The organism is Streptomyces litchfieldiae, assembly GCF_031845365.1.
Classification (GTDB): Bacteria; Actinomycetota; Actinomycetes; order Streptomycetales; family Streptomycetaceae; genus Streptomyces; species Streptomyces litchfieldiae.
The window spans coordinates 315,867-342,733 of record NZ_JAVREL010000006.1 but is presented as its reverse complement, the minus strand read 5'-3'; the positions used below and the strand labels follow the sequence as shown (position 1 = coordinate 342,733).

The window sequence follows — 26,867 nt, the reverse complement described above, 5'->3', positions numbered from 1 at the left end:
TCCGGCAGGTCACCGCCCTCACCAAGCCCCAGAAGGACCTGCTGGCCAAGCTCGACGTCCCCACCCCGAAGCAGATCATCGCGCTCGAACCCACACCCCGCTGACCAGCACGAACACCAGCGCCTAGTGTCCTGCGCCGGTAATCCGTCGGCAGAAGTGGGCGAGGGAGTCGAGGATCTCCTCGGCGGTCTTGGTCCAGATGAACGGTTTGGGATCTTTGTTCCAGTTCTTGACCCAGGCGCGGATGTCGGCTTCGAGGGCCTGGACGTTCTTGTGTGCGCCGCGGCGGAGCATCTGGTCGGACAGGAAGCCGAACCAGCGCTCCACCTGGTTGATCCAGGAGGAGCCGGTCGGGGTGAAGTGCAGGTGGAACCTCGGGTGCCTGGCCAGCCATGCCTTGATCGCGGGAGTCTTGTGGGTTCCGTAGTTGTCGCAGATCAGATGGATCTGGAGGTGAGCGGGAACCTCCTTGTCGATCCTGATCAGGAACTTCTTGAACTCCGCTGCCCGATGCCTGCGGTGCAGAGCACTGATGACCTCGCCGGTGGCGACATCGAAGGCGGCGAACAGGGTGGTCAGGCCGTTGCGCACGTAGTCGTGGGTGCGGCGCTCGGGCATGCCCGGCATTATCGGCAGGACCGGCTGGGACCGGTCCAGGGCCTGGATCTGGGACTTCTCGTCGACCGAGAGCACCACCGCGCCGTCGGGCGGGTTGAAGTACAGGCCGACGACGTCGTAGACCTTCTCCGCGAACAACGGGTCCGTCGACAGTTTGAACGTGTCGGTCAGGTGCGGCTTGAGCTGGAACTTCTTCCAGATCCGGCCGATGGTGGACTTCGACAGGCCGCTGCGGTCCGCCATCGAGGCGCGTGACCAGTGCGTGGCGTTCTTCGGGATCTCCTCCAGGGTGGCGACCACGACCGCTTCCACCTGATCGACGCCGATGGTGGCAGGCCGACCCGGCCTGGGCTCGTCGACGAGCCCGTCCAGCCGGTCGGCGAGGAACCGCCGCCGCCACTTGCGGACCGTGTCCGCGGTCACCCGCAGATCCCTGGCGACCGCGACGATCGGTGGCACCTCCTCACCCGCACACGCCAGCACAATCCGCGCCCGCAATGCCAACGCCTGCGACGACTTCGCACGGCGAGTCCACCGTTCCAGCACCGCCCGCTCGTCGCTGTCCAGCAGCAACGGCTCCAGCCTCGGACCCCGACGACGCACACCAGAAGCACTCATACAGGATCTAACGACGGATTACCGGCGCAGGACACTACCTGTCGATCATGCGCACGCCGCAGGAAAACCTCCGCCACGGTCACGCCCGCGCGGAAGGCCGCACGCTCCCCGGGCAGCCCGACGGCCACCTGGTGAGGATCATCGACTACACCGTCACCGTCCGCTCGGCACGGACCGGCCCACGCATCGAGTCATTCCGCCTGGTCACCAGCCTGCTCGACCACCATCAGGCGCCCGCACGCCAACTGGCGCAGATCTACCACGAGCGATGGGAGATCGAGAACGGCTACGCCGAACTCAAGAACCGCCTGCGCGGAGCCGGATTCGTCCTGCGCTCCCAGACCCCCGACCTCGTCTGGCAGGAGATCTACGCCCTGCTCACGGTCTACCAGGCGATCTGCGCGCTGGAAGCACGCACCGCCCAGGACGCGGGCATCGACGCGGACCGGCTGTCCTTCTCCGTCAGCGTCCACATCACCCGGCTCACCGTCGTCCGCCAAGCCGGGCGCGACGAGGCCACACTCGAAGCCTGCCGCCACGAAGTGACAGCAGAGCTGCTGGCAGCCCTCCTGCCCAGCCGCAGGAACCGCCGCTGCGACCGGGCCAAGAAACCGATCAAGAACACCTTCGAAGTCAAAAAACGCGGCACCCGCTACACCGAGGCCAACGTCCGATACACGCTCACCATCACCAAGCACCCACCGCCACCTGCGCAAACGCGCTAAGTCACCGGCATTGCAGGTCAGACCCCAGATTCACCCCTCCAGGCCGCTGAATTACGCGGAACGCAGGTGGAGAGGAGCCTGGCCTGGATAATGCACGCCCGCCGGCATGCCCGCGACTACGAGCGTCTCGTCCAGCACAGCGAGGCCCTGATCACGTGGGCGGCCATCACCCTGATGACCCGCCGCCTCACCCGTAGACGCCCCGCCTGGCCGACCACCACCCCACCGCTCCAGCTGACCCAAGCCGCCTGAGCGCCCGCACCCCGCCAGTCCTGGTCAAGGGTCGTTGCGCCCGGGCGCCATGGACAGCCCTCCCATCGAAGCAGTCCGGGAATCAGGTACCTACTCGTCGGCCGATCCGCAGTCCTTCCACTCGCCGTCCTCTTTGACCACGAAGAACCGCAGCTGGTTGTCCGGATATGCCGCAACATGCATGGTGGCGATCGCCCTCGTATCGCTGATCTGCTCGACCCCGTCAAGCACGAGTTCAACCGCGCCCACCATCCGCGGACCGGTGGCCTCGCGCAGCGATCCGTCCGGCTCGCTGTATCGGCGCCTCTCCTCCTCGCACGCGTTGGCAAAGATGTCCGCGTTGGACGCATCCGGGTCGTTCATGGTGTCGACCAACCGCTGAGCCGCTGTTTCCGGGCTGTTCCCCTCCTCTCCCAGGAAAATCACAACGGCCGCCCCTGCAACAGATATCAGCGCCACGGCACCTATGAGCCAGACGACTCTCTTCCGTAACCATATGGACCCGGATTGAGGTAAACGCGACTGATCAGCCGAGTCTGAACCGGTTTGCGAGTCCTTGGGTTCATCTGAATCGCTCATGCTTCTACCCTCCCAGGGCCGTCCACCCACCGGGCCGGATCGGAAATACAAACGAAGCTGACCATGATGCCGACCCAGCTCACGCAAGCCGCCTAACCAGCACCTCTTCCGTCCATGCTAACCGGAACCGCCATCCTCCAACTTGCAAAACTCGCTGCCAGTGCCGTCACTCCAGTCGATGTACATCGAGCTTTCGCCGCAACTCGGCAGGTACAGGAATCCGTCCCCCTGGAAGAGGTCAGCGACGCCTTCGAAGGGCTGTGGCGCGGAAGACTCCCCTGTCTGGCTCTCACTGGGATAGCACTCGAGCGCAACGGAGGGATCGGCCTCGTCGCTGATCGTTCCGTAACAGAAAGCGATCGAGACGTCAGGGCCGCCCATAGTGACGATGTCTCCACCCTGGTCAATTCTGAGGGTGAACAGGCTGCCCGAATCCATCGCCCTCCAGTCGCCTTCCAGTTCGATGTCCGCTGGCTCGGGAGTAGCTGTAGGCGAGGGCGTGGATGCCGAGGGCGTGGGTAGCGGGGTGGGCTCGGCCTGAGCGTCGGCGGTGTCATCGCCACTGGAACAGCCCGCGGCCATTAACGCCACGGCGACTGCGGCCCCAAGCGCGCGCAGCTTCTCATTCATACCCATCTAATACCACCGCCAGGTCGGGAGGGGTCCCGAGCAAGATCCACCCCGCCGCACACCGGGGGCAGGAGGGAACCTCACCTGACTGTGAGGATCGAGTCAGCATGCCGGATAGAGGGTTCGCAAACAGGCACTCATGCGGTCATGATGCCGTCGCGAACACGGCCGCGACGCGCCAGCCGCCGTCCACGGGAGCGGCGGTCAGCGTCCCGCCGCTGGCCGTGACGTGCTCGCGCAGACCGGCCAGGCCGGTGCCGCCCGGTTCGCCGCGCCGTCGCAGCGGCGACGAGGGGCCCGTTCCGGGGCCCGGCGGGGCGGTGTTGGTCACGGACACCTCCACGGCAGCCGTGCCGGACCGCCGGATCGCCACCTCGACATGGGCGGCTCCCGGGGCGTGCCGCCGGACGTTCGTCAACGCCTCGACGACGAGCCGGTATGCCGCCGCTCCCGCCGCCCGGGACAGCGCCTCGGCCGCGCCGGGCTCGGCCTCGTACTGGCACCCGGAACGCCCCTCGCCCGCGAACCGTTCGACGAGTCGCGGGAGTTGGGCGATGCCGCGGAGCGCGGACGTCGCCGCGGGGCCGCCGTCCGCGTCATGCAGGGTCCGCACCGTGCGGTCCATCGACGCCAGCGCGCTGAGCCCCGCCCGCTCGATGCGTTCCAGCGCGACGACGGCCTTCGCGGGATCGCGCTCCGCGACGAACCGCGCGGCCTGTGCCTGCACGACGATCGCGCTGACGTCGTGCGCGACGAAGTCGTGCAGCTCACGGGCGAGTTCGAGCTGCTGGAGCCGACGCGCGCGGGTCACGGCCAGCCGTGCCCGGCGGGCGGCCCAGCGGGGATACCCGCCGGCGACGACGGCCAGCAGCGCGGGCAGCGACCACAGGGCCGCGGCCCCGGCCCGTTCGAGCCAGAAGCCGGTCTCGACCAGCGCCACCGTCCACAGGGCGACCGCGCGGCGGCCAGTCCGCCGCCCATCGCGCCGGGCCGCCGCGGCGACCGGCGGACCACCGGGACCAGGACGGCCAGCAGCGCGACGACCTCGACGAGCTTCCACACCCCGGCCACGGCGACGACCGCGGACGCGACGCCGGGCAGGCCCGGCCCGTCCACCACGATAGCCGTCCCCACCGCGCCGCCACCGACCGCGGCGCCCACCACCCGCTCGCGGGCCACTCGCCTGTTTCCGCCGGTCCCTGACACACGGGCGAGCCTACGGGGGCCCCGGTGTGCGGTTCCCGCCGGTGTCGGGATCCCCTCGGCCCGGTCGCCGGCCGGCCCTCCGTGCGGGCCGGCCGGCGACCGTGGTCCTGCGTCAGTGCACGTAGGGCCAGCCGGCCGAGTCCCAGCCCAGCCAGTTGATGCCCAGCAGGGCCGTGCCGTTGTCGTTGTAGTAGTGGTAGGCGAGGATGTCGTGGTCGGAGTCGGCGAAGACGTCCTGGTGGCCCGGGCCGTGGATGCTGCCGTGGCCGGCCAGGACCTCGGTCCCGCCACCGGAGGTCATGGCCACACCGTTCCGGTCGTAGTAGGGGCCGGTGACGCTGGTGGACCGGCCGACCATGACCCGGTAGGTGCTGTCCGCGCCCCGGCAGCACAGGTCGAACGACACGAAGAGGTAGTAGTACGACCCGTGCTTGAAGATGGTCGGGGCCTCGATGGCGCCGCCGTTGCGGCCAGCGATGGAGCGGATGGTGGTGTCGGCCCGCTTGCCGGTGGACGGGTTGAGCTGCACCATCTTGATGCCCGACCAGAACGAGCCGAACGACATCCACCAGCGGCCCTGGTCGTCCACCACGAGCTGGGGATCGATGGCGTTGAAGTTGTCCGACTGCCGTGACTCGATCACCAGGCCCTGGTTGGTCCACGTGCCCGACGCGCCGGTGGGGCTGGTCGCCAGGAAGATCGCGGACCGGTTGGAGCCGAAGGTGGAGGCCGAGTAGTACATATAGTACTGGCCGTTCTGGTAGGAGATGTCAGGCGCCCACAGGTTGCGGCTGCCGCCGGTGTATGTGGTGGTCCACGGCGCGCCGTTCGGGAAGGCGCTGCCCGCGTTGCGGAACGCGGTGCGGTCGGTGGAGGTCTTCAGGGCGATGTTGTCGCCGGTGTGCGCGACCAGGTAGGTGCCGTCGGGCTTCTTGACGAACGTCGGGTCGTGCACCCCGATGTCGCCGGTGACCAGGCCGGGGTTGGGGTAGGCCGCGGCCTGGACGTCGGCGGCGGCCGGGGGCGCCCCGGCCGTGCCGACGAGCGATGTCACCGCCAGCGCGGTCGCGGTCAGCAGGGCGCCGAGCAGGCGGCGCCGAGTGGGCCGGGCCGGGCGGCGCTCGGGTTGTCCGGTCACTGTGGTCTCTCCTTTGCTGGTGGGGGATTGGGGGTGGGGCGCGGCGGCACCTGGTGACCGACGTGGAAGGTGGCGTCCTGCCGGTCGGTCGCCGGGGAGCCGCTGGAGAGGGGGTCGACGCGGAGCCGGTAGTCGGCGTGCCGGAGGTAGCGGTCGGGGAAGTTGTAGGACTTCAGCCGGTGCCAGGCCGGGGCACCCCAGTGGGACAGGAGTGCCGCGTGCTCGGCGGCTGTGAGGGGCGCGATGGTCGGGTGATTGGCGTTGAGCGGCTGGGTGTACTGCGCCTTGGTCAGCGGGGACCACTGGTCGGCGCCGTTGTCTCCGCTGCGCCAGGCGTGGAGTTCGCCGTTGACCGGGGAGTACGAGTCGCCCCACAGGAACCACTCGTCGCGGTCGTTGGCCTTCACCACGATCGGCGCCTCGATGCCGCCGCTGACGACCCCGGCGGAGTGGATGATGCCGTACTGGCCGCGGGCGGCGTCCCAGAACGCCTCCGGGGCCCAGGTGTGCGTGGGCATCGTGTGCGTCCGCAGCCGCCGGTAGCCGGTGAAGCCGCGGAGGTCGGCGGAGTCCCAGGCGTGGATGTACTGATTCTGCTGGGTGAAGTCGGTGCCGCGCAGGTCGGTGGCGAGGATGGCGAAGGTGCCGTTCTGCTTGCGCAGGATGAACGGGTCCCGCAGGCCGCCGGTCCCGGCGGTCGGGGTGGCGACGGGGTTGTTCCGGTTCAGCGGCGTCCAGTTCGGCCCGTCCGTGCTGACCGCCAGGTGCAGGGCGTAGGTGTCGGCGAGCCGCGCCGGCGACTCGGTGAAGTAGCCCATCACGTAGGCGGCGTACGTCCGCGCCACGGCGGGGGGCCCGGCCGTCGGACCGGCGGTCCGGGTGCCGGCCAGGGCGGGCGCGGTCGGTCCCGCCAGGCCGACGGACAGCGCCGAGGACAGCCCGCTGCGACGGCGAAGCATGGTGGAGTGCCTTTCGGAGAGGGCGGCGGTCACTCGCCGGACGGGGCGGGGAGCTCGACGCCGGTCCGGACCGGGGTGCCGAAGTTCGGGGTGCCGTCGGCGTTCCAGGTGAACCGCTGCGCTCGGGTGGAGCGGTTCATGTCGCAGCCGCCGGAGGCCGAGTCGTTCGCGTGGTACACGATCCAGTCCTCGGTGCCGTCGGGGGATGTGAAGAACCCGTTGTGGCCGGGGGCGTAGACGCCGTTGGCGTCGTTGCGCTGGAAGACCGGGTTCGGCGACTTGGTCCAGTGCGACCGGTTGAGCGGGTCGGTGCCGGTGAACGTGAGCAGGCCGAGCTTGTAGTCCGGTCCCCAGCAGGCACTGGCCGAATAGACGATCATGGTCCTGCCGTTGTGGTAAAGCGGCTCGGCGCCCTCGTTGACTGCCCCGGTCTGCCGCTCCCAGGACAGCGTGGGCGAGCTGATGGTGCGCCGGGCGCCGCTGGGGGTCCACGGGTCGCTCAGCGGGGTGATGGTCAGGCTCTGCGTGCCGTCGATGGCGCTGCCCAGCAGGTACAGCTTGCCGTTCACGCGCAGGATGCTCGGGTCGAGCTCCCAGGTGTTCCCCAGGTCGGCCTTGAAGTGGTACGGGCCCATCGGGTCCGTACCCTCGCTCTCCAGCACGTGCAGGCGCTGGGTGGGGTTGTAGTCCGCGACGTTCTGCCCGGCCACGTAATACAGGTACCAGCGTGGGCCGTTGGGGCCGTCGATGAGGTGGAACTCCGGGGCCCACATGTTGCAGCAGCCGTTCGGCCGGCCGGCCAGGTTGAACACCGTCGTGTCCGGCGCGGTCGCGAGGCCGCCCAGGGTGGTCGAACGGCGCATGGTGATGGTCGAGTTCCACGTGGTCGTGGCCAGGTAGTAGTAACCGTCGTGGTACTGGAGCCAGGGGTCCGGGCCGTTGCGCTTGATGGGGTTGGTGAACGTCCCCGGCGTGCTGGCGCCCAGCTTGACCAACTGCCATTGCTGGTTGGCACCGTTGAGGTCGGGCCACTGGATGACGCGAGCGCCGTCGGCCGTCGAGAAGTTCAGCACGTCCAGGGCCTTGCCGCTGTTGCGGTTGATCAGGCGCACATAGCCGTCCGGCGAGTCGACCAGCCGGAACTGCTGGCTGGCGCGGTTCTGGTCGGTCCACTGCACGATGCCCGCGCCGTCGGCGGTCGAGGAGCCGGCCACGTCCAGCACCTTGCCGCTGTGCCGGGACCGCAGCCGGTAGTAGCCGCCGCCCGCGTCGATGAACTGCCACTGCTGCCAGGCGCCGTCGTTGCGGGCCCACTGCACGATCTCGGCGCCGTCGGCGGTCGCGAGGTTGTACACGTCGAGCGCCTTGCCGCTGTTCCGGTTGACCAGGACGTACGACGCGTTCGTGTCGATGGCCGGCACGGCCGCCGCCTGCTGCGGCGTGATGGTGGTGCCGCCGCCGACGAGCAGGGCGAGCACGGCCAGCAGCAGGCCGAGGCGCTGGCGTCGCAGGCGCGCCGGTGGACGGGCCGTTCTGGCAGGGGAAGTCATAGCGGCTCCTGGTGACGTCTCGGTCGCGGGCGTGGGGGCGACGCGTTTCGGGAGCGCTCCCGACGCTGCCGCCCAGTGGCTCGACACCGTCATGAGAACGGGTGCGCTGTTCGGCATTGTGAACGGCGTTCGGAGTTCTGACCGGAACGTAGAGGGGGCCTCCGTCGCCGTCAACCCCCCGCGCGCCCGGTGGGGCAGGTGGCCGGCCGAAAAAGGGGCGGCCCACCGTCCGCGGTCCAGGGGACCGCGGACGGTGGGCCGCCAGGCGGTGGATCCGGCTACGCGGTGGCCGGCTCGGCCCCTTCGTCGTCCCCCGCCGCGCGGCCGCTGCCGCCGCGCGACTTCAGCTCGCGCCAGACGGCGAACGCGGCCAGCAGCAGCGCGACCACGACCAGGCCCAGCGGAATCACCATGCGCACCAGCCACAGCAGATTGGCCGCCGAGGCGGCGTCGTCGGCGCGCTCGGCGATGCCGTCCTCGGTGCCCTGCACCGACATGCTGCTGACCGGAGCGAGCGTCACGGGGCCGTTCGGGGTCTCGGTCTGCGCCACGATCGTCTGTTCCAGGGCGCCGTCGAGGACGGCACCGGTCTCGGAGTCGATCCACGCGACGCGCGTCACGTCGGCCGTGTAGGTCAGCGGCACCGGGTCGGGCAACTGCCCCAGCAGCGCCAGGTCCGGCCGCTGGTCCTCGGGCAGGGTCTCCGCCGCCGCGGCGAGCACGGACTGCGGCAGTGCCTCGGGCAGGCCGCCAGCGATGGCCGGGTCGCCCACCGGCCCGGCGGCCTCCATCTGGAACACGTACACGTCGCGGCCCTCCAGCTCCTCGGTCCGCTCGTAGACCGCGGGCACCTCGGTGGCCGTCGTCGGGTCCCAGAAGGTGTAGTCGCGCTCCTCGGGCTCCAGCGGCCAGGAGATCACCAGGCCCTGGTGCTCCTCGGCCTCCACGCCGTCGGGCGCGGGACGGTCGTCCAAGTCGACGCGGTCGATCGACCAACGGTGGCTGGTGGCCGACATCTCGGTGTCCTCCGGGCCCGTGACCACGACGTCGTCGCTGACGACCGCGGTGCTGCCGTCGGTCTCGACGACCTGGACCCGGCGCTCCAGGGTGATCGGCACGTCCTGGAGGAAAAGGTTGGCCATGTCGCCGGCGGCCAGCGCCTCGGCGTTCAGCGTGGACATGGTGCCGTCGTAGACAAAGGTCGAGTCCGTGTCGCCCGGCAGTTGGTGGACGGCCGGGTAGACCGCGAACCGGGTCACGGCGGACGCGGCCAGCAGCACGGCAGCCGTGCCCGACAGAATCCAGGTACTTTTTTGCATTGAGGTCTCTCCAGAGAGCGGGCCGGACGGCGCTGTACGACGAGTGACTCAACGTAAGGTCCGCTGATCGGCCCGTCAATAACTCCCTGGTAACGAAGCGGTGTTGGCCGCTCGCGGGACCTTTTTCAGCCGTTGTACGACTGGTTGTCCCGCGGCCTCGACCGGATCGGACGAGTACTGACCGGCCCCGGGCAGGAGACGGCACCCGGGGCCGGCCGCTTGTCGCCCGCGCCTCAGGGGGCTTCCTCGGGCGGCCTTGCGGGTCGTCGAGGTAGTGGGCCCAGGCGGTGACCTTGGCGTAGATGGTGGGGAAGAGCAGGGGATCGAAGTCGCGGCCGTAGCGTTCGATCTTCTCGGCTGCGGGGCCGAGGCGTGGCGCGCGAAGTCGAGCAGGGTCCGGCGGAACTCGGGCTCGCCGACGAGTTCGATGGCGACGGGGTCTGGCCGATCGTCCGCGTGTTCCGGGTGCTCCGCAGGGGACACACCGCCTTCTGTGTAAACGATTCATTCACGGCGCCGGAGGGTGGCTGGAGGCCCGTGCCACCAGGTGGGGCCGGAAGGAGTGCCGCCGGTGGCGGTGCCCGGCACCGGCGGGGCCGGGCCACGATCACCTCGCCCAGGGCGCGCCCGGCGTGGGCGTGCGACCCGGCCGACTCCAGGGTCTCCAGAGTGACGCCCGTGGTCTCCGCGACGGCGGCCGCGATGCCCGCGTGCCGGTCGCCGAGCTGCGGGGTCGTCAGGGGACCGCCCAGGAACGCGATCCGGCGGTGGCCGCGCCCGATGAGGTGCTGTCCGGCGAGCCACCCGCCCAGCCGGTCGTCCACCGTGACCGAGCAGTGGCCCTCCCTCGACGCGCGATCCACCAGCGCGACGGGCGTGCCGCGGGCCGGGAGCTCACGGAGCCGGGGGTTGTCGCCGTTCACCGGGGTGATGAGGATGCCCATGACGCGCTGCTGTTCGAGCTGAACGAGGTGGCGCTCCTCGCGGACCGGGTCGCTCCGGCTGTTGCACAGCATCACCATGGTGGTGCTCCCAGGCCACGTTCTCGGCGCCGTGCGCGACATCGATGAAGAACGGGCTCGCCACGTCGAGCACGACGAGGCCGACGGTCCGGCTCTGCCCGGCGCGCGATTGGCGGGCCACCTCGTGCCGGACGAAGCCCAGCTCGTCGATGCTCTCCCGGACCCGGTCCCGGGTGGCCGGGGACACCAGCCACGGGCGGTTCAGCACATTGCTGACCGTGCCCTGGGAGACACCCGCGTGCCGGGCGACGTCCTTGACGCGGGGCGCGGAACGGGAGGTGGTGGAAACGGTCATGGCATCCCGCCGGTCCTCGTTCTCGTCGGCATCCGCGACGGCGGCAGGGCGTTGGTCACTCCGCGTCACCCCCCGCCCGGCCCCCGCACGTTCGCTCGCTCAGCGCGTGCCGCCGGTCTGTTGCAACTGCTCCTCGTAGTCGGTGAGCGACGCGTAGCTGTCCAGCAGCCCGAATTCCTCGACCACCAGATAGGTGGGGATGATGCCGGGCGAGAACAGGACCGCGCCGAGCAGCAGCATCAGCACGGGCCGGCTGCCGGTGGCGCCGGGGCGGGCGAGCCAGTGGGCCAGGCCGGCGGTGGCGGCCAGCGAGACCAGTGTGCCGACCACGGTGACGCCGATGGAGATCAGCAGGGCGCGGGTGACGACGCCGCCGGACAGGAGGGCTTCGTACGCGTTCAGCGTGATGCCGTCGGGCCACCTCAGCATGCCGCCGCCGGCGTCGTTGATCGCCTCCTGGTCGGCCAGGAAGGTGACGATGATCGACCAGAACGGGATGACGACCAGGGCCGCCGCGATGAACAGGGTGAGGGACTTCAGGACTTGACGACTTGGGCGACGGGGCTGGGCTTTCCATCCACACCGGACGCTTGCGGTCGCGGCGGCTTCGGCGGATGGTGACCTGCTCCAATGTGGTCATTTCTGGTACACTCCGCCGCTCGCCGAAGGCGTGGGCCAGCTTGTTGGCGCCGATCACCAGCGCCACCCCGACCAGGCCCTTGACCAGGCCCGCCGCCGCGGAGACACCCCAGCCGCCGCCGATGATCCCTTAGGGCCTGTATCGAGTTCCCGCCCGGGCCCGCGACGCCAGTCACGGCACCTCGCCGCTCCCCCAGACTCCGTCTGGGAGGTGCCCCCAGCCGAATCGCGCGAATACGGCCGGGTATGAGCTGCGATCCGGTGCCTTGCTGGGGGTACCTCCCAGGCCCCCAAGGGCCTGGGGGAGCACCGCGTCTGACGCCGCGGGCTGATCCGACCGCGAACTCGATACAGGCCCTAGTTGTAGAGCCAGGTATCCAGCACTTCGCTGGCCTCCAGGCCGACCGGCCCCTGCTGGAGGATGATCTGCTCGAACCCGACCGAGAGGCTGTGTCCCCGGCGCAGGATGAGCAGCAGGATGAACAGGCCGCGCAGCGCGGGCAGCGTGACGTGGATGAGCCGCTGCCGGGCGTTGGCCCCGTCGATCGCGGCCGCCTCGTACTGTTCCTCGTCGACCCGGGCCAGGGCGGCGAGGAAGATGATGGTTCCCCAGCCGGCGTCCTTCCAGATCGACTGCGCGGTGATCAGCGACATGAACAGCTCGGGGGTGCCGATGATCTCGACCGTCGGCAGGTCGTTCCGGGCGAGGAAGGTGTTGAGCATGCCGGCATTGCCCAGCATCTGCTGGAAGATCGCGACGGCGATCACCAGGAGAGGAAGTGCGGCAGATACAGGAGTGACTGGAGCAGGCGCTTGAGCCGCTCGCCGGCCAGGCTGTTGAGGAACAGCGGCAGCAGCAGCGGGACAGGGAAGACGAGCACCGTCTGGATGACGGTGAGCTGGAGGGCGTTGATCAGGACGTTGCGGAACTCGGGGTTGCCGTCGGTGAGGAAGGAGAAGTTGCTCAGGCCCACCCGCTCCGAGTCGCCGATCCCCAGGTGGGGCTGGCAGTCCTGAAAGGCGATCACGCTGCTGAGCAGGGGCAGGTAGTGGCAGCCGAGCAGGGCCAGGGCGCCGGGCAGGCCGAGCAGTATCAGGAGCCTGTCACGCGCCAACCGCCGCAGGAGCCCCGGAGCGCCGCCCGGACGCGGCACCGGCCGTTTCTCACGCCTGGCGCCACCCCTGCCCGGGGACGCGCCTTCCACGCGACGATGGATGAATCGCTTCAAGAGAGCTCATGGAGATACGACTCCCTGCGGGGATGGAGGTGGGAACCGCGGCGGCGGGCGGTTCGACTGCGCCGCCGGCCGCCGCGGCATCGGGAGATGAGGGTGAGGGGCGGGTCAGATGTGATCGCCGACGAGCGCGAGGCACTGGATGACGGCCAGGCCGTACTGCGCGCTCGCGTTGGTGGACAGGGCGGCCTCGTTGACTGGGTTGAGAACGGCCGGGCCCTCGATGCGCTCGGAGGTGAACGGGTGGTCCTCCGGGTAGCCGGCATGGCCGGTGCGTAGCTCCCGCCAGGCGCGTGCGGCGAGGGCGTCGTCCTCCAGCCGCACGGCCGCGTAGGCGGTGGCCCGGGAGTAGGCCTGGCGGAGGTTGAGGTTGCCCCAGTCCGAGCCGGTGGCCTCGCGCTGTTCCTCCTTGGAGGCGTTGTACAGGCGGCAGAAGTTCACCCACTGGTCGGTGACCTGCTCGTCGTCGATCAACTGGAGGAGTTCCGTCATCAGCTCGATGAGTCCGAAGACGGAGCTGAGGCTGCCGATGCTGATGCTGGGCTCGCTGGGGCCGGTGAACCGGCCGGTGTTGAGGTTGTAGGTGACGTTCCCGCCCTGCGCCCAGGAGTTGGGCAGGGCGGCGATGGTGGTGACGCCGTTGATCAGCTTGGTGTGGGCGATCTCGTCGCCGCCCCGCTCCCACTCCGTCAGCCAGGCCAGCGCCAGCGCGCCCCAGTCGGTGGACTTGCCGAGGGGAAGCGCCTCGGGGTCGGGCTCGAACGGCTCCTCGGCCAGCTTGCGCCCGGGATCGAGGACGAGGAACGCCCGGTCGGCGTCGATCAGTTCGTGCAGCACGTCGCCGACCCGTTCGTCGGCGGTGAGGAAGTAGAGGAACCGTTTGTAGCCGGCGTTGCTGATGCGCACCTGCTTGGCGCTGTCGCCCCAGTGCTGCACGCCGTGCCGGGTGCCCAGGCCCTTCCACTCGCCGATGTGGTACATGTCCACCTCGCCGGTGTGGCGGGTCATCGCCTCGGCGAAGCGGAAGGCCGTGGCGTCGCCGGTGCGCAGGTAGTGGTACCACAGCCACAGGTCGGTCGACAGCTCGGAGTTGTCCCAGGCGTAGCCGCCGATGTCGTAGCGCCAGGTGTGCCGGTCGCCGTCGTAAGCGTGCATGACGTCGCCGTAGTCCCAGAAGCCGTACCAGGAGCGCTGGTCGACCTCCTCGACGTAGAAGCGGTGCATGAAGGCGAGGTTGTCCTCCAGCTCCTCCTTCTCGGCATTCGAGCGGTCCACCGGGGCCCATGAGCCGAACACCCCTGCCGCGTGGTTGTGTTCGGGGCCGCTGGCCAGCAGCGGCGGGGTGGCGTTGGCGTCGGCGAGGGCAGTGAAGCGCTCGGCGGTCGGGGTCGCCTCCAGCGCCCAGAACGTCAGCTCGGTGGTGCGGGCGACGCCGTAGGGGGTGCCGAAGCCGGGCTCGTAGTCCTCATAGGTGATCTCCAGGCCCTCCAACTGCTCGGGGTAGGTGTCCTGGCCCATGCCGTCGTGGTAGAAGCGCAGGTCCATCGCGCCCGCGCGCGGGGACCACATCCACACCGTCGCCTGCGCGGTGTCCGTGGCGGCGCCCGTGATCTCCAGCTCCGTGGGGTGCAACTGCCAGAAGTTCCGCATGCCGAAGGCCAGTCCGCCACTGGGCGAGCCGACATACCCGAGTCCGCGGGCGCGCCGTCCGCCGTCCACCCGGACCCATGAATGGCCCCGCTCGGTCCGCTTGTGGATCTCGAAGCCGTGCGCGTTGAGCTGGTGCAGGCTGTAGTCGCCGAACGTCGGGATGTACTGCAGGCGGGTGGTGACGCGCTGGTCCCAGGTGGCCGGGTCCGGCGTGGCCTGGCCGGCGACCTGGGCCTGCCGGACCGCCGCGCCGGGGTCGCGGCGCAGGCCGGTGATGCCGCGCACCGCCTCGGAGAGCACGCCGTCGCCCGGGCCGGCGAACCGGACGTGGCGGTCGTGCGGCTCGCCGCGCATCGGCACGTCGAAGCGGACGCCGAGGCCGTTGACGAAGTCCCGTTCCGCGTCCCCGTCGTAGATGAAGGTGTGCACCATGCGGATCGCGTCGGAGCCGGCGTACAGGTAGAACCGCACGATGAACGGCAGCCAGGCGCGCCGGTCGTTCTTGTGCTTGCCCTTGACCTTGACGACGGCGCGGACGGGACCGTCCTGCTCGACGGTCACCTCGTCGATGGAACTGACGAAGGACTGGTTCCTGATCACCTCGGCGTGCTCGGTGCTCGGCTTGTCCTGCCGGGAGGCGATCAGACGGCCGCCCTCGGCGATGACCGTGTCGCCGCGCCGGATCGACTCCACCAGTTGCTCGCCGCCGCGCCGGAAGGACACGGTCATCACGCCGGTGTCCACGGTGATCCGCCGTCCGCTGGTGCTCACGGTCACGGGCGAGTCGGGCCGGGCGGCCCCGCCGGGGGCGAGCTGGTAGGTCTCGGCGCGCGGGTCGGCGCCGCTGACGGCGTGGGCGGTCCACTTGACGGAGCCGTCCGGCCACCAGCCGGTGGGCCAGGACTGGACGGGTATGGCCTCGCCCGCGTCCGACACGAGGGAGAACTCCTGCTCGGGGGCGAGGGCGCCGCGGGGCCAGGGAACGCCCCAGGTCGTCCCGGCGGCCAGCTCGGCCGGCGTGCCGCCCTCCAACCACCGCACGGTGACGGGGTCATGGCCGCCGAGCTCGGCGGGGCCCGACGCCTGGCGCGCCCCCGGCTCGGCCGCCGCCGCGCCGCGCGAGGTCAGCAGGGCGGTGGCCCCGGCGGCGGCCGCCGAGGCAAGCACTCTTCGTCGACTGATGTGAACCACGGTGTTCAACTCCTTGCGTGCCGAGCTGGGAAACGCGATTGCCGGAGGGCGGCGGGAAGGTGACGGCTCCTTCCGGAAGCCGATGCGCCTGCACTTTGGCGCAACTATGCGCACCAGTCAATACAAATGGACGGAACTCTTCATAAGTGCTCAGAAGCGCTGAAGCATCGTCGCCCCGGACGGAGCGGGCGTCGCAGACGCCGGAGAAGGACCGGACCTTCGCGCCATAGCCGTCGAGGTGGCCCACTCATACAGGGCACTTCGCCGGTCCGCCGTCGCGGATCGCAGTGCGGACGCCGGGGGCATCGGGTCACCGTTTCCGGCAGTCACATTCCGCTACGTTTCAATTAGCGCCAAGCTATTACATATTCAATCACAATTGTGCACACTGAGCGCGCCGAAGGCTCACCCAAGCGTCCCTCCGAGGGACCCAGAAGCCCGGAGGAGCCTGCCCCGATGCCGACGAGATCCCGCTCCGCTCTTCGCGGAACCGCCGGCGGCGTTGTTCTGCTGACCGCCCTGACCACCCTCACCGGCCTGCTGACCGCTCTGGCGCAGGCGCACTCCCCCGCCGACCAGGGGCTGCCAGCCGACTGCACCGGCACCGCCCCGCTCGCCATCTCGATGTCGCGGCGGGTACCTATGACGTGACGGTGTGGCTCGGCGGGGAGACCCGCTGGGGGCAGGAGTTGCCCCAGTTCTTCCGCGGCGGGCTCGGTGTCCGACTACGCAGACGGCGGCGAGAGCACGCAGACCTTCCTGGACCGGCCGGAGCTCTTCGACACCCTGGAGACGCACATCCACCGCGGCGACCTGGCCCTCATCCAGCTCGCCCACAACGACAAGACGACGACGTTGACCGCGCTGACCGGGGAACTCGTCGAAGGACTGGGGGTCACCGCGTCCCGGGACCTCTCCCTCACCAACGTCAACGGCGACAATGCCCATACCTCCGTCCACGGTGCCCGCACGTTCGCCGGCCCGGTCGTCGCCGACCTGGAATCCCAGGACCTGGTCCACGCCCGCGTCGCCCGCTGACCTCTCCCCGCCGCGGACGACGGACTGATCCGTCGCCGTTCGGTCCGAGGGTCACTTCTCTTCCCTGAGGGCGCGAGTGGCCTCCCGCTGTATGACCGCGGAGCGACGCAGGAAGCCGAGGATCACGGCCAGCTCCGCGTCGGTGTACTCCTCGTACAACTCGGCCAGTTGAGCCGCGAACGGCTCGAAGAGCGGCGCGAACCGCGCGTGGGTGCCCGGGTCGATCTCCACGTTGACCCGCCTGCGGTCCTGCGGATCCTTCCCTCTGCGGGCGAACCCCTTGCGCTCGAGCCGGTCGATCAGTCCGGACACGGAGGCCGGTGCCAGCCCGGTGAGCTCCGCCAGCTCGCCCGCGCTGAGCGCGCCCGACCGCTGGAGCAGGTCGAGTGTCTTCTCCTCCACCGCGCTGAGGTCCATCCGGGCGCTGATCGCCGCGTGATACATGACGGCCGCGTTGCTGTGCACCCGTCCCGCGTCCCGGAGTTCGGCGAGAAGTTCTTCCCTTGACAGTCCCATGTTGGCTCCATATATTTAGTTCGGCCGAACGAAATATACCAGAGACCGAAGGGGCGAGGGAAGGCATGGACAACACCCAGGAGGACCAGATCCGCGAGCTGTTCGCGGAGTACTGCCGGACGTGGACGGAGGGGGACTCCGCCGGCTTCGGGCGGCTGTTCACCGAGGACGCCGACTATGTGTCCTACGACGGCAGTTGGGCGGCAGGCGTCGCCCGGTTGCGGGAGAACCACGACAAGCTGTTCCGCGGCGTGATCGCCGGATCCGCGATGGTGGGCGAGATCGAGTCGCTGCGCTTCGTCACCGATTCCGTGGCCGTGCTGGTGGGGAACGGATCGGTTCTCATGCCCTGGCGCAGCGAGTTGCCGAAGCGACGGCTGTCGCGGCAGATCATCGTCTGCGTCCGCACACCGGAGGGCTGGCGGATAGCGGCGATACAGAACGGCCGGCAGCGACCGGTGACCATCCCGGAACCGGACTCGATGCCGTCGAAGATGTCGCAGACCATGACTCGGCTGGCACAGCGTTTCGGCGTCGGCCGGGCGCGCGAGGTCACACTGTCCTGACGGCGTGGACCGGGGTCCGCCGCCCCGGTCAACGATCGCCTCCGGTGGGAAGTGGCCGCGCCGACCCGGTTTCAGCGGTCGCCGGGGCCCGAACGGCGCCGTCGGGCTGGGCCGTTCGCGGCGCCGGGCACGCATGCGATGCTGGTTGGTGTGGTGAGTGATCCCATGGCTGCCGAAGGCGCGCGGCGCAACCCGGAGTTGCGCCGGGTGGCGATGCGCCGGCAGGTGGCGGAGGCGGGCTTCGTCCGCGTGGACGCGCTGGCCGAGCACTACGGCGTGAGCATCATGACCGTGCACCGCGACCTCGACGAGCTGGAGAGGCGTGGGTTCCTGCACAAGGTGCGGGGCGGCGCCACCAGTGCGCCGACCACCACCTTCCACGGTGACCTCGAGCACCGGATGCAGGCGCAGGTCGAGGCGAAGCTGGCCATCGCGCGCGAGGTGCTGGCCAGCGAGGTGGAGCCCGGTCAGGTCATCGCGCTGGACGACAGCACGACCTCGCTGATGCTCGCCCGGCTGCTGCCCAAGCGCGCTCCCCTGACGGTCGTCACCCATTTCCTGCCCATCATCCGGGCGTTGGCCGCTCAGCCCGGCATCGAGCTGGTGGGTCTCGGCGGCACCTACGACGCGGCCTACGATTCCTTCCTCGGCCAGGCGACCGCCGACGCCGCCGCGGATCTGTTCCCCGACGTGCTGTTCCTGTCGACGACGGCGGTCGCGGCGGGGGTCTGCTACCTCCAGTCGCTGAGCACGGCGATCACCCGCCGGGCGCTGATCGCGTCGGCCGCCCGCAGGGTGGCGTTGATCGACCACACCAAGTTCGACCGCCGGGCGCCGCACCGGCTGGTCGCCATCGCCGACCTCGACCGAGTGGTCGTCGACGGCGGCACGGCGCCCCAGACGGTCCGCGACCTGCGGGCGCGGGGCGTCCATGTCGACGTGGTGGACGACGCGTAATCCCAGCCTTGTCATGTGAAATTCACATACCCGGCCACCGGCGATGACGGGGACTCGGCGCCACTGAGCTGCTGTTTCGCCGTCACCGCGGGTCGGTACGTTCAAGATCAATGTTAAAAGTTGCGAAATCCTGGCGGCCTGCCTGTAATACGCCTCACATCGGAGCTCCTCAAGGAAGAGGTGCGAGACGTGGCGCTGAACGAACCGGTCGCGATATGCGTGGACGCAGGCACCACGATGATCAAGGCGGTGGTGTTCGACTCCGCCGGGCGGGAGCTGGTGGTCTCGCACCGCGCCACCAAGGTCCGTCACCCGCGGCCGCGTTGGGCCGAGCAGGACATGGACGAGGTGTGGAACGCGGTCGTCGCCGCGGTCACCGAGGCCGTGTCCCGGGTCTCCCGCCCGGTGCGGCTCCTGGCGCTGACCGCGCAGGGCGACGGTGCCTGGCTCGTCGACGGCGCGCACCGCCCGGTGCGGCCCGCGGTGCTGTGGAACGACGGCCGCGCGGCCGACGTCGTGCGGCGGTGGCGCGGCGACGGCGTGCTCGAGCGCGCCTTCCACGACAACGGATCCCTCACCAACGCCGGGCTGCCCAACGCGATTCTGCGGGCGCTCGCGGCCGGGGAGCCGGACGCGATCGACGCCGCGCACGCCGTGCTGACCTGCGGCGGCTGGCTGTTCCTGCGGCTGACGGGCGTGCTCGGCATCGAGGTCTCCGACGCGTCCGCCCCATGGCTGGACATCCGCACCCGCGCCTACTCCGAGAACCTGATCGAGCAGTACGAACTGGCCGAGCACCGCCGGCTGCTGCCACCGCTGCTGACGCGGGAGCAGCAGACCGGGGAGCTGGCCGAGGAGGCCGCCGGGGAACTCGGCGTTCCCTCCGGCACGCCCGTGGTGCTCGCGCCGTACGACATCGTCTCCACCGCGCTGGGCAACGGCACCGCCGCGGCGGGCCGGGCAACCTGCGTGCTGGGCACCACTTTGTGCACCGAGGTCCTGATCGACGGGCCGGACACCACCGGGCAACCGTCCGGGCTGACACTCGACTTCGGCGAGCCGCGTCTGCTGATGCGCTCCTTCCCCACCCTCGCGGGCACCGGCGTGCTGGACTGGGTCGTCGAGCTGCTCGGCCTGCGCGACCACGACGAACTCTCCGAGTTGGCCGCGCGGGTGCCGCCCGGTGCCCAGGGGCTGCGGGTGCTGCCGTACCTGTCGCCCGCCGGGGAGCGGGCGCCGTTCCTCGACCCGGCGGCCAGCGGGCTGATCACCGGCATGGTCTTCACCCACGGGCGCGAGCACCTCGCCCGCGCGGTGCTCGAAGGGCTGGCGCACGTCATCCGGGACTGTCTCGACGCCGCGCCGCACCGGCCGGTCGAGCTGGGCCTGTGCGGCGGCGGCGCGGCAAGTGACCTGTGGTGCCAGCTCATCGCGGACGTCACCGGCGTGCCCGCGGTGTGCACCGAGGACACCCAGGTCGGGGCGAAGGGCGCGCTGCTGTTCGCGCTGACCGCGCTGGGCGAGTACGCCGACCTGACCGCGGCAGCCTCCGCGCTGGTCCGGCCGCGGCGGCGGTTCGCGCCTGCCGCCGGAGCGCGCGCGTTCCACGAGAGCGAGCACGCGGAGTTCCTGGCCACCAGGGAACTGGCCGCCACGCGCTGGGCGGGGTGGCGTGCCCATGTCTGAGCCGGTGTGGATCGGGGTCGACCTGGGGACGCAGAGCGTTCGCGCGCTCGTCGTCGACGGTGCGGGCCGCACGGTGGCCGCGGCGTCCCGTCCGCTGCGCGGCCGGCGGGAGGGGGCGCGGCACGAGCAGGATCCCGCCTCGTGGTGGGAGTTGACCGCCGACGCGCTCGCCGAACTCGCCTCCGCTCTCGCGGGCCGCGCGGTCGGCGCGCTCGCGGTGTGCGCGACCTCGGGCACCGTGCTGCTGACCGGCCCCGACGGCCGCCCGACGACCCCCGGCGTGATGTACGACGACGCCCGCGCCGGCACGCTCGCCGCGGTGGCGCAGGAGGCCGGCGCCGCGCTGTGGGGGCGGCTCGGCTACCGGATGCAGCCGACGTGGGCGCTGCCGAAGGTGCTGTGGTGGCGTGACGAGGGCCTGCTCGGCGGCGGCGCGCGGCTCGCGCACCAGCCGGACGTGGTGGCCGCCGCGCTGGTGGGACACCCCGTGGCCAGCGACTCCAGCCATGCGCTCAAGACCGGCTACGACCTGATCGAGGAGCGCTGGCCGACGGAGATCCTCGCGCGGCTGCGCGTCGATCCCGCGGTCCTGCCCGAGGTGGTGCGGCCGGGCACCGTGCTCGGCGAGGTGTGTCCGGCCGCCGCCGCGCGCACCGGGCTGCCGCCGGGCACGCCGGTGGTCGCCGGCATGACCGACGGCTGCGCGGGACAGCTCGCCGCGGGCGCGCTGGGGGTCGGCGAGTGGAACTCGGTACTGGGAACGACCTTGACGCTCAAGGGAGTCAGCGCGGCGCTGCCGCACGATCCGACCGGCGCGGTGTACTCGCACCGGGCCCCGCACGGCGACCTGTGGCTGCCCGGCGGCGCGTCGAACACCGGGGCCGGCGCGGTGCGCGCGCTGTTCCCCGACGCCGATCTCGACGCGCTGACCGCGGCGGCCGCCCGGGTCCGCGACGTGCCGGCGTGCTACCCGCTGGTGGGCCGCGGTGAGCGTTTCCCGTTCGTCGCCCCGCGGGTGCGCGGGTTCCTCGGCGACGGTCCACTGGCCGTCCACGAGGACCGGCCGAGGGCGTTCGCCGCGGTGTGCACCGGGGTGGCGCACATCGAGCGGCTGTCCTTCGATGTGCTCGCGCGGGCGGGCGCCGACGTGGGCGGGCCGGTCACGTTCACCGGCGGCGCGGCCCGCAATCCGTGGTGGAACCAACTGCGCTGCGACATGCTCGGCGTGCCGGTGCGGGTGCCGGAGAACCCGGAGTCGGCGCTGGGCATGGCCGTGCTCGCCGCCGGCGCGCTGTCGGGCGACATCCCGGCCGCCGCCCGGCGCCTGGTGCGGTTGCGCCGCACGCTTCAGCCGGACCTCACACGAACCGCGGCGCTCACGCCCGCGTACCACTCCTTCGTCGACGGACTGGTCGAACGAGGCTGGCTCGACCCCCGGTTCGCGGAACGTCGTGCCGGGTGACTCAAGGCGACTCAGGGAGGGAACGACCGTGGCCGAACCGATCCCGGTGCTGGTGGCCGGTGACCATTTCGTGCGCAACCGGCTCCTGATCGACGCGCTGCACGCCGAAGGCGGCCCGGCGGCATGGCAGGTGCGCGAACTGGAACTGCCGTGGCCCCGCGTGCCGTTCGGCCGCGTGGCCGAGGTCGACGAGGCGTCCGGCTCGGAGGAGCGGATGATCGAGGCACTGGGCCCGGCGCGGGTGTGCCTGACCCAGATGGCTCCCCTGACCCGCCGAGTCCTGGCCGCCTGCCCGGAGTTGGAACTCTTCGCGGTCTCCCGCGGCGGCCCGGTGAACGCCAACCTGGCGGCGGCCGCCGAGCGCGGCGTCGCGGTCACGTTCGCGCCCGGACGCAACGCCGAGTCCACCGCGGAGCACACGCTCGGCCTGATGCTCGCGGCGATGCGCCGGATCCCCCGGGCGCACGCCGGCATGCTGGCGGGCCGCTGGGACAGCGAACTGTTCGCGTACGACGCCACCGGGCTGGAAATCGCGGGCAGCACCGTCGGCCTGGTCGGCGCGGGCGCGGTCGGCCGCCGGGTGGCGGCGGCGCTCGTCGCGCTCGGCGCCGACGTCCTCGTCAGCGACCCCTACGCCGACCCGGCCGCGATGCCGGCCGGGGCGCGGCTGGTGCCGCTGGAGGAGTTGCTCGAACGCTCCACGGTGGTCTCGCTGCACGCCAGGCTCACCGACGAGACCGCGGAACTCATCGGCGCCGCCGAACTGGCCGCCATGCCGCGCGGATCGGTGCTGGTCAACTGCGCCCGCGGCGGTCTGCTCGACTACGCCGCGCTGGCCGCCGCGCTGCGGAACGGGCACCTGTTCGCCGCGGGCCTCGATGTCTACGACGTGGAGCCGCTGCCCGCCGACCACCCGCTGCGGACCGCGCCGAACGTGGTGCTCACCCCGCACCTGGCGGGGGCGAGCCGGGCGGTCGCCGAGCGCGCGGCCCGCATGGTCGCGGCCGAGGCGGGCCGCTGGCTGCGCGGCGAGCCGCCGCTGCACCACGCCAACCCGGCGGGGGTGGCCCGTTGACCGGCCGCGTCCTGCTCGTCCGGCACGCGGAGACCGTCTGGCACGCGGACAACCGCTACGCCGGCGCGCGCAGCGATCCCGATCTCACCGAAAACGGCCTGCGCCAAGTGGCGGCACTGGCCCAGGGCGCGCTCGCCGAGGGCGTCCAGGTGGTGGTCAGCTCACCGCTGCGCCGCGCGGTGCGGACCGCCACACCGGCGGCCGAGGCGGTCGGGGTGCCCCTGCGGGTGGTGCCCGACCTCCGCGAGGTGGACTTCGGCATCCTGGAGGGTCACACGCTGGCGGAGGCGGATCCGGAACGCGCGCGCCGGTTCGTCGCCGACCCGGCCGCGCACCCCTTTCCCGGCGCCGAGCCGCCCCGGAACGCCGCCGCGCGGGCCGCGGCGGCACTGCGCGACGTCGGCGCCCGGTACCCGGAGAGCACCGTCCTCGTGGTCGGGCACAGCACCGTGCTCCGCCTGGCCCTGTGCGAACTCCTCGGCCTGCCGGTCGCCGCCTACCGACAGCTCATCCCCCGGCTGGACAACGTCGCGGTCACAGAGATCAGGCTGCCCGCCGACGCGTCCCGGAGCGTCTCCCTCCTCTCGCTCAACCGCACCTTCCCGCCGCCCTGAAAGGAAAGCACCGTGCGCCGACCGCTCACCGTGGCCGCTTCCGCCCTGCTCGCCCTGTCCGCCGCGACCGCCTGCTCCTCGGAGGGCGAGGGCGGCGGGGGCGGTGGCAACGCCGAGAACGCCAAGATCGCCTTCCTGATGCCGGACATCGCCTCCACCCGCTACGAGCTCTACGACAGCCCGCTGTTCGAGGCACGGATCAACGAGCTGTGCGCCGACTGCGAGGTCATCTACAACAACGCCCAGGCCGACGCCTCCCGCCAGCAGCAGCAGGCGAACTCCGCGCTGGCGCAGGGCGTCAGCGCCATCGTCCTCGACCCCGTCGACTCCAACGCCGCGGCCAGCATCGTCAACTCCGCGCGGTCACAGGGCGTTCCGGTGATCGCCTATGACCGGCCGGTCGTGGGCACCCCGGCCGACTACTACATCTCCTTCGACAACGAGAAGATCGGCGAGAGCATCGGGCAGTCGCTCGTGGACCACCTGGAGGAGACCGGCGCGGAGGGCGGGCTGCTCCAGGTCAACGGCTCGCCGACGGACGCGGCCGCCGGCCTGATCAAGGACGGCATCCACAATGCGATCGACGACAGCGGCTACGAACTGCTCGCCGAGTACGACACCCCGGACTGGCAGCCCTCCGACGCGCAGGAGTGGGTGGGCGGCCAGATCACCAGGTTCGGCGACGACATCGCCGGCGTGGTAGCCGCCAACGACGGCACCGGCGGCGGCGCGATCGCCGCGTTCAAGGCGGCCGGCGTGCCGGTGCCCCCGGTGACCGGCAACGACTTCGAGGTGGCGGCGGCGCAGCGGATCGTGGCCGGCGACCAGTACAACACCATCTCCAAACCGATCCAGATCGTCGCCGAGGCGGCGGCCGAGGTGGCCTACCAGTTCGTCACGGGCGAGGAACCGGAGGGCGAGACAACGTTGTTCGACACGCCCGCGCGGCTCTTCGAACCCACCGTGGTGACACGCGAGAACCTGGCCGATGTGCTGGCCGACTCCGACCAGATCTCGGTCTCGGACATCTGCACCGCCGAGTACGCCGAGGCGTGCGCCGAGATGGGCCTGGGCTGAGAGGAGTTGGCATGTCAGCTCTGTCAACGGCGACCGAGCCGATCCTGTCGCTGCGCGGGATCAGCAAGCGCTTCGGCGCGGTCGCGGCGCTCACCGACGTCGACCTGGACGTGCTGCCCGGGCAGGTGGTCGCCGTCGTCGGCGACAACGGCGCCGGCAAGTCCACGCTGGTCAAGGTACTGGCGGGCGCGCATCGCGCGGACACCGGCTCGATCACCTTCGCCAACCGCGAGGTGACGATCACCAGCCCGGCCGACGCGCACGCGCTCGGCATCGCCACCGTCTTCCAGGACCTCGCGCTGTGCGAGAACCTGAACGTGGTCGAGAACCTGTTCCTCGGCCGGGAGCTGCGCCGCGGCCGGCTGGACGAGGTCGCGATGGAGATCAGGTCCTGGGAGCTGGTGCGCCAACTGTCCGCGAAGATCCCCTCGGTTCGCGTCCCGGTGGCGTCGCTGTCCGGCGGGCAGCGGCAGACCGTGGCGATCGCGCGCTCGCTGCTCGGCGACCCCAGGATCATCGTCCTGGACGAGCCGACCGCGGCGCTCGGCGTCGCGCAGACCGCCGAGGTGCTCAATCTGATCGAACGGCTGCGCGACCGCGGCCTCGGCGTGATCATGATCAGCCACAACATGGAGGACGTACGCGCGGTCGCCGACCGGGTGGCCGTGCTGCGGCTCGGCCGCAACAACGGAGTCTTCGACGCCGCCGGCGTCTCCTCCGAAGAACTTATCGCGGCGATCATCGGCGCGGCCGACAACGTGGTGTCCCGCCGCACGAACCGAAGGGAGGACCCCGGCGATGAGTGACGTCAAAGCCGCCGAAGCGGCCGCCCCGCTCGACCTGCTCGACGAACGGCTGAGCAGCGGCGCGGGCCTGCGGGCCGCGCTGAAGGACATCCTGGACCGCATCCGGGCCGGTGACCTCGGCGCGCTGCCGATCTCCCTGGGCCTGGTGGTCATCTGGCTGGTGTTCCAGGCGCTGAACCCCCTGTTCCTCTCCAGCGCGAACCTGGTGAACCTGCTGATGGACAGCGTCTCGGTCGGCGTCATCGCGCTGGGCGTGGTGTGCGTCCTGCTGGTGGGGCAGATCGACCTGTCCGTGGGGTCGGTCAGCGGCCTGTCCGCGGCGCTCACGGCGGTCACGTTCGTCGACGCGGGCTGGCCGATGCCGCTGGCCATGGCGACCGCGATCGGAACCGGTGCCGCCATCGGCTGGGTGTACGCGCAGATGGTCACCCGCCTGGGCGTGCCGAGCTTCGTGGCGACGCTGGCCGGGCTGCTCAGCTTCCTCGGGGTGCAGCTCTATCTGCTCGGCGACACGGGCGCGATCAACCTGCCCTATGACTCCGGACTGGTTCACTTCGCCCAACTGGCCTTCGTGCCCGCGTGGTTGTCCTATGTGCTGGTGGTGGTCGCCGCCGGGTGGCTGTTCGCCACCGGTTACGCGCTGGCCAGGACGCGCCGCGCGGCCGGGCTCTCCGCGCGGTCCACCACGCTGCTCGTGGCGCGCAGCGCGGCCGTGCTGGCCGGACTCGGGTTCGCGGCCTGGTACCTCAACCAGGGGCGGGGCATCGGCTGGATGTTCGTCGGCTTCACCGTCCTGGTGCTGGTGATGAACTACGCACTGACCCGCACCGGTTGGGGCCGCTCACTGTTCGCGGTCGGCGGTAACGCGGAGGCGGCGCGCCGGGCGGGGATCAACGTCCGGCGGATCTACACCACCGCGTTCGTCCTGTGCTCGTCGCTGGCCGCGCTCGGCGGGCTGCTGGCCGCCTCCCGGCTGGCCGCGGCGAACCAGGCCAGCGGCGCGGGCGACGTCAACCTCAACGCGATCGCCGCGGCGGTGATCGGCGGCACCAGCCTCTTCGGCGGCCGGGGCAGCGCGTTCTCCGCGTTGCTCGGCATCCTGGTGATCCAGTCCATCTCCAACGGCCTGACGCTGCTCGACCTGGACTCCTCCTTCCGGTTCATCGTCACCGGACTGGTGCTCGCACTGGCCGTGGCCCTGGACTCCGCGGCCCGCCGCTCGCGCGCCGCCCACGGCCGCGCCTGACCCCGCGCCCGGCCGCCGTCGGGATGTCCGGCTCTCCCCGGACGGACATCCCGACGGGTTGACGGTGTTGAGCGGGGCCGTTAACGTGCGCAGCAATTCGGCATTTTGCACATCGTTCGCAATTTCGAACACCCTTTGAGGGCGGTCCCCCACAGGCCGAGGCGATACCCGCATTCGCTCCCCGTAAAGGCACGTCCC

General features: G+C 70.9%; 26 protein-coding genes and 1 pseudogene. 13 read left to right on the top strand and 14 right to left on the bottom strand.

Annotated elements, in window-relative coordinates; translation table 11 throughout:
* Nucleotides 1-123: 123 nt before the first annotated feature.
* Nucleotides 124-1,236 (bottom strand): IS630 family transposase, encoded by a 1,113-nt coding sequence (locus tag RM590_RS13885; protein WP_311704827.1) that lies wholly within the window; start codon nt 1,234-1,236, stop codon nt 124-126.
* Between the two features lie 47 nt (nt 1,237-1,283).
* Here RM590_RS13885 and RM590_RS13880 point away from each other — a divergent pair, with 47 nt between their 5' ends.
* Both RM590_RS13880 and RM590_RS13875 read left to right on the top strand, forming a co-directional pair.
* Complete coding sequence (locus RM590_RS13880) at nt 1,284-1,961, top strand: transposase (RefSeq protein WP_311704826.1); 678 nt, start codon at nt 1,284-1,286, stop codon at nt 1,959-1,961.
* A gap of 66 nt (nt 1,962-2,027) precedes the next feature.
* Nucleotides 2,028-2,165: pseudogene (locus tag RM590_RS13875) on the top strand (IS5-like element IS4811 family transposase); the annotation flags it as partial.
* Between the two features lie 138 nt (nt 2,166-2,303).
* On the opposite strand, the gene RM590_RS13870 reads toward RM590_RS13875, so the two are convergent.
* The 12 genes from RM590_RS13870 to RM590_RS13820 all read right to left on the bottom strand — a co-directional run bounded on the left by RM590_RS13870 (nt 2,304) and on the right by RM590_RS13820 (nt 15,626).
* Entirely contained in the window at nt 2,304-2,792 is a 489-nt protein-coding gene (locus RM590_RS13870; RefSeq protein ID WP_449657242.1) for an Rv0361 family membrane protein, read from the bottom strand.
* A 117-nt stretch (nt 2,793-2,909) separates the two neighbouring features.
* A complete protein-coding gene (locus RM590_RS13865; protein ID WP_311704824.1) occupies nt 2,910-3,422 on the bottom strand; it encodes a hypothetical protein in 513 nt (170 codons plus the stop codon).
* 145 nt (nt 3,423-3,567) lie between these two features.
* Nucleotides 3,568-4,362, bottom strand: coding sequence for a sensor histidine kinase (locus tag RM590_RS13860; protein ID WP_311704823.1), 795 nt, complete (start codon nt 4,360-4,362; stop codon nt 3,568-3,570).
* 378 nt (nt 4,363-4,740) lie between these two features.
* Nucleotides 4,741-5,766: an arabinan endo-1,5-alpha-L-arabinosidase gene (locus RM590_RS13855; protein ID WP_311704822.1), complete on the bottom strand. Its 1,026-nt coding sequence runs from the start codon at nt 5,764-5,766 to the stop codon at nt 4,741-4,743.
* A complete protein-coding gene (locus tag RM590_RS13850) occupies nt 5,763-6,725 on the bottom strand; it encodes an AbfB domain-containing protein (protein ID WP_311704821.1) in 963 nt (320 codons plus the stop codon). The genes RM590_RS13855 and RM590_RS13850 overlap by 4 nt, the downstream gene beginning before the upstream one ends.
* A gap of 29 nt (nt 6,726-6,754) precedes the next feature.
* Nucleotides 6,755-8,275, bottom strand: coding sequence for a family 43 glycosylhydrolase (locus tag RM590_RS13845; protein ID WP_311704820.1), 1,521 nt, complete (start codon nt 8,273-8,275; stop codon nt 6,755-6,757).
* 278 nt (nt 8,276-8,553) lie between these two features.
* Entirely contained in the window at nt 8,554-9,594 is a 1,041-nt protein-coding gene (locus RM590_RS13840; RefSeq protein WP_311704819.1) for a porin PorA family protein, read from the bottom strand.
* Nucleotides 9,595-9,827: 233 nt separating this feature from the next.
* Nucleotides 9,828-10,607, bottom strand: coding sequence for a type 1 periplasmic-binding domain-containing protein (locus RM590_RS36010; protein ID WP_394813860.1), 780 nt, complete (start codon nt 10,605-10,607; stop codon nt 9,828-9,830).
* A complete protein-coding gene (locus RM590_RS13835; protein WP_311704818.1) occupies nt 10,489-10,911 on the bottom strand; it encodes a LacI family DNA-binding transcriptional regulator in 423 nt (140 codons plus the stop codon). Before RM590_RS13835 ends, RM590_RS36010 begins: the two co-directional genes overlap by 119 nt.
* A gap of 99 nt (nt 10,912-11,010) precedes the next feature.
* Entirely contained in the window at nt 11,011-11,340 is a 330-nt protein-coding gene (locus tag RM590_RS13830; RefSeq protein WP_311704817.1) for an ABC transporter permease family protein, read from the bottom strand.
* Between the two features lie 567 nt (nt 11,341-11,907).
* Nucleotides 11,908-12,561 (bottom strand): ABC transporter permease subunit, encoded by a 654-nt coding sequence (locus tag RM590_RS13825; RefSeq protein ID WP_311704830.1) that lies wholly within the window; start codon nt 12,559-12,561, stop codon nt 11,908-11,910.
* Nucleotides 12,562-12,893: 332 nt separating this feature from the next.
* Nucleotides 12,894-15,626 (bottom strand): exo-rhamnogalacturonan lyase family protein, encoded by a 2,733-nt coding sequence (locus RM590_RS13820; protein WP_311704816.1) that lies wholly within the window; start codon nt 15,624-15,626, stop codon nt 12,894-12,896.
* A 456-nt stretch (nt 15,627-16,082) separates the two neighbouring features.
* On the opposite strand from RM590_RS13820, the gene RM590_RS13815 reads away from it, so the two are divergent.
* Together RM590_RS13815 and RM590_RS13810 are read left to right on the top strand one after the other, a co-directional pair.
* Entirely contained in the window at nt 16,083-16,277 is a 195-nt protein-coding gene (locus RM590_RS13815; protein WP_311704815.1) for a hypothetical protein, read from the top strand.
* A 66-nt stretch (nt 16,278-16,343) separates the two neighbouring features.
* Nucleotides 16,344-16,664: an SGNH/GDSL hydrolase family protein gene (locus tag RM590_RS13810; protein WP_311704814.1), complete on the top strand. Its 321-nt coding sequence runs from the start codon at nt 16,344-16,346 to the stop codon at nt 16,662-16,664.
* A 51-nt stretch (nt 16,665-16,715) separates the two neighbouring features.
* Here the strand turns inward: RM590_RS13810 and RM590_RS13805 are convergent, their stop codons facing one another.
* On the bottom strand, nt 16,716-17,180 hold the full coding sequence (locus tag RM590_RS13805; RefSeq protein WP_311704813.1) for a MarR family winged helix-turn-helix transcriptional regulator: 465 nt from the start codon (nt 17,178-17,180) through the stop codon (nt 16,716-16,718).
* 65 nt (nt 17,181-17,245) lie between these two features.
* Between RM590_RS13805 and RM590_RS13800 the strand changes: the two genes are divergently transcribed.
* The 9 genes from RM590_RS13800 (at nt 17,246) to RM590_RS13760 (ending at nt 26,669) form a co-directional block, all read left to right on the top strand.
* Nucleotides 17,246-17,746 (top strand): SgcJ/EcaC family oxidoreductase, encoded by a 501-nt coding sequence (locus RM590_RS13800; protein WP_311704812.1) that lies wholly within the window; start codon nt 17,246-17,248, stop codon nt 17,744-17,746.
* 165 nt (nt 17,747-17,911) lie between these two features.
* Entirely contained in the window at nt 17,912-18,703 is a 792-nt protein-coding gene (locus tag RM590_RS13795; RefSeq protein WP_311704811.1) for a DeoR/GlpR family DNA-binding transcription regulator, read from the top strand.
* Between the two features lie 189 nt (nt 18,704-18,892).
* On the top strand, nt 18,893-20,389 hold the full coding sequence (locus tag RM590_RS13790; protein WP_311704810.1) for an FGGY-family carbohydrate kinase: 1,497 nt from the start codon (nt 18,893-18,895) through the stop codon (nt 20,387-20,389).
* Nucleotides 20,382-21,851: an FGGY-family carbohydrate kinase gene (locus RM590_RS13785; RefSeq protein WP_311704809.1), complete on the top strand. Its 1,470-nt coding sequence runs from the start codon at nt 20,382-20,384 to the stop codon at nt 21,849-21,851. Before RM590_RS13790 ends, RM590_RS13785 begins: the two co-directional genes overlap by 8 nt.
* A gap of 28 nt (nt 21,852-21,879) precedes the next feature.
* A complete protein-coding gene (locus RM590_RS13780; protein WP_311704808.1) occupies nt 21,880-22,926 on the top strand; it encodes an NAD(P)-dependent oxidoreductase in 1,047 nt (348 codons plus the stop codon).
* Nucleotides 22,923-23,540: a histidine phosphatase family protein gene (locus tag RM590_RS13775; protein WP_311704807.1), complete on the top strand. Its 618-nt coding sequence runs from the start codon at nt 22,923-22,925 to the stop codon at nt 23,538-23,540. Before RM590_RS13780 ends, RM590_RS13775 begins: the two co-directional genes overlap by 4 nt.
* Nucleotides 23,541-23,552: 12 nt before the next feature.
* Nucleotides 23,553-24,617 (top strand): ABC transporter substrate-binding protein, encoded by a 1,065-nt coding sequence (locus RM590_RS13770; RefSeq protein WP_311704806.1) that lies wholly within the window; start codon nt 23,553-23,555, stop codon nt 24,615-24,617.
* An 11-nt stretch (nt 24,618-24,628) separates the two neighbouring features.
* Nucleotides 24,629-25,423, top strand: coding sequence for an ATP-binding cassette domain-containing protein (locus tag RM590_RS13765; protein WP_311704805.1), 795 nt, complete (start codon nt 24,629-24,631; stop codon nt 25,421-25,423).
* The gene (locus RM590_RS13760) at nt 25,416-26,669 is read left to right on the top strand and encodes a sugar ABC transporter permease (protein WP_311704804.1); all 1,254 of its coding nucleotides are present in this window, start codon (nt 25,416-25,418) and stop codon (nt 26,667-26,669) included. The genes RM590_RS13765 and RM590_RS13760 overlap by 8 nt, the downstream gene beginning before the upstream one ends.
* The last annotated feature ends 198 nt before the right edge of the window (nt 26,670-26,867 follow it).

Excerpts from the sequence above, each read along its gene's own strand:
- RM590_RS13760 (WP_311704804.1), top strand. The coding sequence starts at position 25,416 with ATGAGTGACGTCAAAGCCGCCGAAGCGGCCGCCCCGCTCGACCTGCTC.
- RM590_RS13830 (WP_311704817.1), bottom strand. The coding sequence starts at position 11,340 with ATGCTGAGGTGGCCCGACGGCATCACGCTGAACGCGTACGAAGCCCTC.
- RM590_RS13870 (WP_449657242.1), bottom strand. The coding sequence starts at position 2,792 with ATGAGCGATTCAGATGAACCCAAGGACTCGCAAACCGGTTCAGACTCG.
- RM590_RS13865 (WP_311704824.1), bottom strand. The coding sequence starts at position 3,422 with ATGAATGAGAAGCTGCGCGCGCTTGGGGCCGCAGTCGCCGTGGCGTTA.
- RM590_RS13845 (WP_311704820.1), bottom strand. The coding sequence starts at position 8,275 with ATGACTTCCCCTGCCAGAACGGCCCGTCCACCGGCGCGCCTGCGACGC.
- RM590_RS13795 (WP_311704811.1), top strand. The coding sequence starts at position 17,912 with ATGGCTGCCGAAGGCGCGCGGCGCAACCCGGAGTTGCGCCGGGTGGCG.
- RM590_RS13815 (WP_311704815.1), top strand. The coding sequence starts at position 16,083 with ATGCCGACGAGATCCCGCTCCGCTCTTCGCGGAACCGCCGGCGGCGTT.
- RM590_RS13765 (WP_311704805.1), top strand. The coding sequence starts at position 24,629 with ATGTCAGCTCTGTCAACGGCGACCGAGCCGATCCTGTCGCTGCGCGGG.
- RM590_RS13805 (WP_311704813.1), bottom strand. The coding sequence starts at position 17,180 with ATGGGACTGTCAAGGGAAGAACTTCTCGCCGAACTCCGGGACGCGGGA.
- RM590_RS13835 (WP_311704818.1), bottom strand. The coding sequence starts at position 10,911 with ATGACCGTTTCCACCACCTCCCGTTCCGCGCCCCGCGTCAAGGACGTC.
- RM590_RS13885 (WP_311704827.1), bottom strand. The coding sequence starts at position 1,236 with ATGAGTGCTTCTGGTGTGCGTCGTCGGGGTCCGAGGCTGGAGCCGTTG.
- RM590_RS13800 (WP_311704812.1), top strand. The coding sequence starts at position 17,246 with ATGGACAACACCCAGGAGGACCAGATCCGCGAGCTGTTCGCGGAGTAC.
- RM590_RS13840 (WP_311704819.1), bottom strand. The coding sequence starts at position 9,594 with ATGCAAAAAAGTACCTGGATTCTGTCGGGCACGGCTGCCGTGCTGCTG.
- RM590_RS13850 (WP_311704821.1), bottom strand. The coding sequence starts at position 6,725 with ATGCTTCGCCGTCGCAGCGGGCTGTCCTCGGCGCTGTCCGTCGGCCTG.
- RM590_RS13880 (WP_311704826.1), top strand. The coding sequence starts at position 1,284 with ATGCGCACGCCGCAGGAAAACCTCCGCCACGGTCACGCCCGCGCGGAA.
- RM590_RS13785 (WP_311704809.1), top strand. The coding sequence starts at position 20,382 with ATGTCTGAGCCGGTGTGGATCGGGGTCGACCTGGGGACGCAGAGCGTT.